This is a genomic window from Streptomyces viridosporus (assembly GCF_002078235.1).
In the GTDB taxonomy this organism is placed as follows: Bacteria; Actinomycetota; Actinomycetes; order Streptomycetales; family Streptomycetaceae; genus Streptomyces; species Streptomyces viridosporus.
In genome coordinates, this window is record NZ_MSGP01000460.1 from 1 (window position 1) to 5,479 (window position 5,479).

General features: G+C 71.4%; 5 protein-coding genes. All 5 read left to right on the forward strand.

The annotated features are described in order from the left end of the window. Nucleotides 1-131: 131 nt before the first annotated feature. The 5 genes from B7L92_RS28995 (at nucleotide 132) to B7L92_RS29015 (ending at nucleotide 5,401) form a co-directional block, all read left to right on the forward strand. Nucleotides 132-614 (forward strand): single-stranded DNA-binding protein, encoded by a 483-nt coding sequence (locus B7L92_RS28995; RefSeq protein ID WP_081240344.1) that lies wholly within the window; start codon nucleotides 132-134, stop codon nucleotides 612-614. Nucleotides 615-902: 288 nt separating this feature from the next. Then, nucleotides 903-2,312, forward strand: coding sequence for a Cys-Gln thioester bond-forming surface protein (locus B7L92_RS29000; protein WP_081240345.1), 1,410 nt, complete (start codon nucleotides 903-905; stop codon nucleotides 2,310-2,312). Nucleotides 2,313-2,641: 329 nt separating this feature from the next. Continuing rightward, nucleotides 2,642-4,306 (forward strand): energy-dependent translational throttle protein EttA, encoded by a 1,665-nt coding sequence (ettA, locus tag B7L92_RS29005; RefSeq protein WP_026085176.1) that lies wholly within the window; start codon nucleotides 2,642-2,644, stop codon nucleotides 4,304-4,306. Between the two features lie 4 nt (nucleotides 4,307-4,310). Next, entirely contained in the window at nucleotides 4,311-4,727 is a 417-nt protein-coding gene (locus tag B7L92_RS29010) for an acyl-CoA thioesterase (protein WP_081240346.1), read from the forward strand. After that, entirely contained in the window at nucleotides 4,724-5,401 is a 678-nt protein-coding gene (locus B7L92_RS29015) for a DUF8185 domain-containing protein (RefSeq protein ID WP_081240347.1), read from the forward strand. Before B7L92_RS29010 ends, B7L92_RS29015 begins: the two co-directional genes overlap by 4 nt. Nucleotides 5,402-5,479 lie beyond the last annotated feature (78 nt).

Sequence of the window (5,479 nt, forward strand, 5' to 3'; positions counted from 1 at the left end):
GGCCGTCGCGGTGACGGTGGCGCCCCCCGTGGTGGCGAGGCCGTCGCGGCAGACGCAGCCGTGCGGGACGGGCCCGTACGCGGATGCGGCCGGCGCCGGTGGTGGCGTCCGGCCGAGGGGAGGCGAGTGCGATGAACGAGACGATGATCTGCGCGGTGGGCAACGTGGCGACGCAGCCGGTGTACCGGGAGACGGCATCCGGTCCGTCGGCGAGGTTCCGGCTCGCGGTCACCTCGCGGTACTGGGACCGGGAGAAGAGCACGTGGACGGACGGGCACACCAACTTCTTCACGGTGTGGGCCAATCGGCAGCTCGCCGCCAACGCCGCCGCATCGCTGTCGGTGGGCGAACCGGTGGTCGTCCAGGGCCGCCTGAAGGTGCGTACGGAGCTGCGCGAGGGGCAGCAGGGCCGGGTGTCGGCGGACATCGACGCGGTGGCGATCGGCCATGACCTCGCCCGCGGCACCTCCGCCTTCAAGCGCACGGGCCGGCCGGAGCAGGCGGCGGCGCCGGACCGGTCCGAGCCCGGTTGGCGGACCCGGCCCGGTGAGGCACCGGAGGATGCCGGAGTGGACGAGCCCCAACAACCCTTTGAGACAGCCATGGTGACGTGAGGTCAGTGACCGCCGGGCGTCGCCGGGCGCCGGCGCCGACCGAAGTGCGGCTTATCCACGCATCCATACCGAACGGTCGCGGATGGTTTTATCGACAAACCGAGTCGACGGCGGCTCCGGCGATAACGATTCCGATTCGGATCACTCCTGCGGCGGGATGATCGAACAAGCGTGGTGCACCGCGTCCTTAGGATGCCGGGCATGGCTCCCGGGAGGCTCGGGGCCGGTGATTCTGCTGGTGGGACCGTCCCCCCACGTCACAACGGGTCCTGCTCGGAAGGGAATTCGGTGTTTGCTTCGTTCTCTGCGTTGTCCGCGCGTGGACGTGGGGCGGCCCGCCTCGCCGCCGGGACACTGGTGTCCGGGCTCGCCGCCGCCGGCGTGCTGACCGGAGCCGGGACGGCCGCCGCCTACGAGACGGCGCCGGAGCAGGGCGGGGCGGTCGCGACCATAGGCGGGCTGAAGACGTACGGGGCGGCCGTGATACACGGCGCCGCCGGGGACCAGCAGGTCTCGGCGGGCCTGTTCGAGATGTCCGTCGAGGGCGGCGGCATGTTGCAGACGTACTGCGTCGACGTCCAGACGCCCACGCAGAAGGACGCCAAGTATCACGAGACCTCCTGGAGCGGCACCTCGCTGGGCACCAACAAGGACGCCGGCCGGATCCGCTGGATCCTGCAGAACTCCTACCCCCAGGTGAACGACCTCGCGGCGCTCGCCAAGAAGGCGGGCGTGCGCGGCCAGCTCACCGAGCAGGACGCGGCGGCCGGTACGCAGGTGGCCATCTGGCGCTACTCCGACGACGTGGACGTGGACGCCGTCGACCCGCAGGCCGAGCAGCTCGCGGACTACCTGCACGAGAACGCCCGGAACCAGTCGGAGCCGAGGGCGTCGCTGTCCCTGGACCCGCCGGCGGTCTCCGGTCGCCCGGGCCAGCGGCTCGGACCCGTGACGGTGCACACGGACGCGCGCAGCGTGACGATCTCCCCGCCGGCGGACGCCGCCACGAGCGGGGTGCGGATCGTCGACGAGGAGGGCAGGTCCGTCATCACCGCCACCGACGGCAGCCAGGTGTTCTTCGACGTGCCCGAGGACGCGGCGGCGGGCACGGCCCAGCTGACCGCGCAGGCCGCGACCACGGTGCCGGTCGGCCGGGCGTTCGCCTCCGAGAGCCGGAGCCAGACCCAGATCCTGGCCGGTTCCAGCGAGTCGACGGTCTCGGCGACGGCGAGTGTCACCTGGGCGCAGGAGGGGCCGATACCGGCCCTGTCCGCCCGCGAGAACTGCGCCGAGGGCGGTGTGGACGTCACCGCCGCCAACCAGGGCGACGAGCCCTTCACCTTCGAGCTGGCGGGCCTGGAGCACACCGTCGCGCCGGGCGAGACCCGCACGGTGACGGTTCCGCTGAACGAGGACCAGCGGTACGACTTCACGGTCCGGGGGTCGGGCGGCTTCGAGAAGCGGTTCACCGGCATGCTCGACTGCCGGACCCGGACCGCCGAGATCGGCACCACCACCCACGCCCTCGGCGGGCCGAGCCCCACCCCCCTCGCCGGCGCGCCCGCCGACACCAACCTCGCCGCGACCGGGGCCTCCGACGCCACCCCGTGGATCGCCGGCACCGCCATCGGCCTGGTCGTCCTCGGCGGAGCGGGCCTGGTCATCACCCGCCGCGGGCAGTCCCCGGCCGGGGACTGAGCGCCCGCAGGGAGAGTCCGCAGGGCGGCGGGGCCGGCCCTGCGCGGCTCCGACCCCGCTCCTCCGCGGGCCGGGCCCGCGGGGGTCCCGCACGGGGAGCCGCACGAGGGGTCCGCACGGCCTGACGGCGTCCGCGTCGACGTCATCAGGTCCGGGGTGGCCCCCTGGGGGGAGCCGCGGAGCGCGCACGGTGCGTCCTCGCCCGGATGCGGAGAGGGAAGCGCAGGTCAGAGGCGTCGGACCGGTTGCGTTTCGTCCCCGGGGTGGCGGTGCGGCAAGATGGGGTGTATCTGCCCACTGCCAGATTTCAAGCTGCCGGACGGTTTCTCTTGGCTGAGTTCATTTACACCATGCGCAAGGCGCGCAAAGCGCACGGCGACAAGGTGATCCTCGACGACGTCACCCTGAGCTTCTACCCCGGGGCGAAGATCGGTGTCGTCGGCCCGAACGGTGCCGGTAAGTCGACCGTTCTGAAGATCATGGCGGGGCTGGAGCAGCCGTCCAACGGCGACGCCTTCCTCACCCCCGGTTACACCGTGGGCATCCTGCTGCAGGAGCCCCCGCTGAACGAGGAGAAGACCGTCCTGGAGAACGTCCAGGAGGGTGTCGCCGAGATCAAGGGCAAGCTCGACCGGTTCAACGAGATCGCCGAGCAGATGGCGACCGAGTACACCGACGAGCTCATGGACGAGATGGGCAAGCTGCAGGAGCAGCTCGACCACGCCAATGCCTGGGACCTCGACGCCCAGCTGGAGCAGGCCATGGACGCCCTGGGCTGCCCGCCCGGCGACTGGCCCGTCAGCAACCTCTCCGGTGGCGAGAAGCGCCGCGTCGCGCTCTGCAAGCTGCTGCTCGAGGCGCCCGACCTGCTGCTCCTCGACGAGCCCACCAACCACCTCGACGCCGAGTCGGTGAACTGGCTCGAGCAGCACCTCGCCAAGTACGAGGGCACCGTCGTCGCCGTCACCCACGACCGGTACTTCCTGGACAACGTCGCCGGGTGGATCTGCGAGGTCGACCGCGGGCGCCTGCACGGCTACGAGGGCAACTACTCCAAGTACCTCGAGACCAAGGCCGCGCGCCTCAAGGTCGAGGGCGCGAAGGACGCCAAGCGGCAGAAGCGCCTGAAGGACGAGCTCGAGTGGGTGCGGTCGAACGCCAAGGGGCGGCAGGCCAAGTCCAAGGCGCGTCTGGCGCGCTACGAGGAGATGGCCGCCGAGGCCGAGAAGATGCGGAAGCTGGACTTCGAGGAGATCCAGATCCCGCCGGGCCCGCGCCTGGGCAACGTCGTCGTCGAGGTGAACAACCTCAGCAAGGGCTTCGGCGACAAGCTGCTGATCGACGACCTCAGCTTCACGCTGCCGCGCAACGGCATCGTCGGCGTCATCGGTCCGAACGGCGCCGGCAAGACCACGCTGTTCAAGATGATCCAGGGCCTCGAGGAGCCCGACTCCGGCTCGATCAAGGTCGGCGAGACCGTCAAGATCTCCTACGTCGACCAGAACCGCGCCAACATCGACCCCAAGAAGACGCTGTGGGCCGTCGTCTCCGACGAGCTGGACTACATCAACGTGGGCCAGGTCGAGATGCCGTCGCGCGCCTACGTCTCCGCCTTCGGGTTCAAGGGGCCGGACCAGCAGAAGCCGGCCGGCGTCCTCTCCGGCGGTGAGCGCAACCGCCTCAACCTCGCGCTCACCCTCAAGCAGGGCGGCAACCTGCTGCTCCTCGACGAGCCGACCAACGACCTGGACGTCGAGACGCTGTCCAGCCTGGAGAACGCCCTGCTGGAGTTCCCGGGATGCGCCGTGGTCATCTCCCACGACCGGTGGTTCCTGGACCGCGTCGCCACGCACATCCTCGCCTACGAGGGCGACTCCAAGTGGTTCTGGTTCGAGGGCAACTTCGAGTCGTACGAGAAGAACAAGATCGAGCGGCTCGGTCCGGACGCCGCGCGTCCGCACCGCGCCACCTACAAGAAGCTGACCCGGGGCTGATCTCTTGCGGCACATCTACCGCTGCCCGCTGCGCTGGGCGGACATGGACGCATACGGTCACGTCAACAACGTGGTGTTCCTCCGGTACCTGGAGGAGGCCCGTATCGACTTCCTGTTCCGCCCGGACAAGGACTTCCAGCAGGGGTCGGTGGTGGCGCGCCACGAGATCGACTACAAGCGGCAGCTCGTCCACCGGCACGCGCCCGTGGACATCGAGCTGTGGGTCACGGAGATCAAGGCGGCGTCCTTCACCCTCACCTACGAGGTGAAGGACGGCGACCAGGTCTACGTCCGGGCCTCGACGGTCATCGTGCCGTTCGACTTCGAGGCGCAGCGTCCGCGCCGGATCACCGCGGAGGAACGGGAGTTCCTCCGGGAGTACATGGACGACCCGGTCGAGGAGGAGGCCGTCGCCGCATGACGGTGCTCCACCTCGCCGACGAGGGGGAGGCGGCGGATCTCGCCGCCTTCCTCTCCCGGCTGCTGCACTACGACCGCTCGGCCGCGGTGCGGCTGCAGGCGGCCGGTACCGCGCTGGCCGTCTTCGGGCGGCCGCCCTCCTTCGAGGTGCTCGCGATCCGCGCCGTGCGGCTCGCCAAGCCCTACGAGGACGGGCTCGACGTCACGCTGGACGCGACCGTGTCCGCCGGTGAGCTGCTGGAGGCGGTGGACGAGACCGCCGCCACGGCCGCCGTGCCGGGCGCGGTGACCGGGCCGCCGTGGGCGGGGGTGCTGCCGCCGCGCGGCGGCTGGCGGGCCGAGCCGGGGCTGCCGGAGCCCCGGGCGCTGCGGGGGCTGGTCGCCGCCTCGGTCGCGGAGTTCCGCTCCCGCACGGAGGAGCTGGAGCCGGAGCGGCGCACCCGCGCCGCGCTCGACCGGATCGGGCGGGAGATCTGGTCCCGCACGGTCGCGGAGACCGGCCTCCCGGTGCGGGTGGTGCACGCGGCCCAGTCCCTGGGGTTCCTGCGCGGTGAGGAGCTGGGGCTGTTCTCCTCGGGCGCCTGGCTGCGCCTGCGGACGCCGTACGGGTCGGTCGCCGTGCGCGGGGACGGGCCCGAGGGCGGGCTCGGGGCGCTGGGCCTCAGCGTGCGCTGAGACCGCCGCGGGGCCTTTCCCCGGTTTCTCCCGGGCCCGGTGCTGTTCCGGTGCCCCGGCTCCGGTTCCGGTTCCGGT

Excerpts from the sequence above, each read along its gene's own strand:
- B7L92_RS28995 (WP_081240344.1), top strand. The coding sequence starts at position 132 with ATGAACGAGACGATGATCTGCGCGGTGGGCAACGTGGCGACGCAGCCG.
- B7L92_RS29015 (WP_081240347.1), top strand. The coding sequence starts at position 4,724 with ATGACGGTGCTCCACCTCGCCGACGAGGGGGAGGCGGCGGATCTCGCC.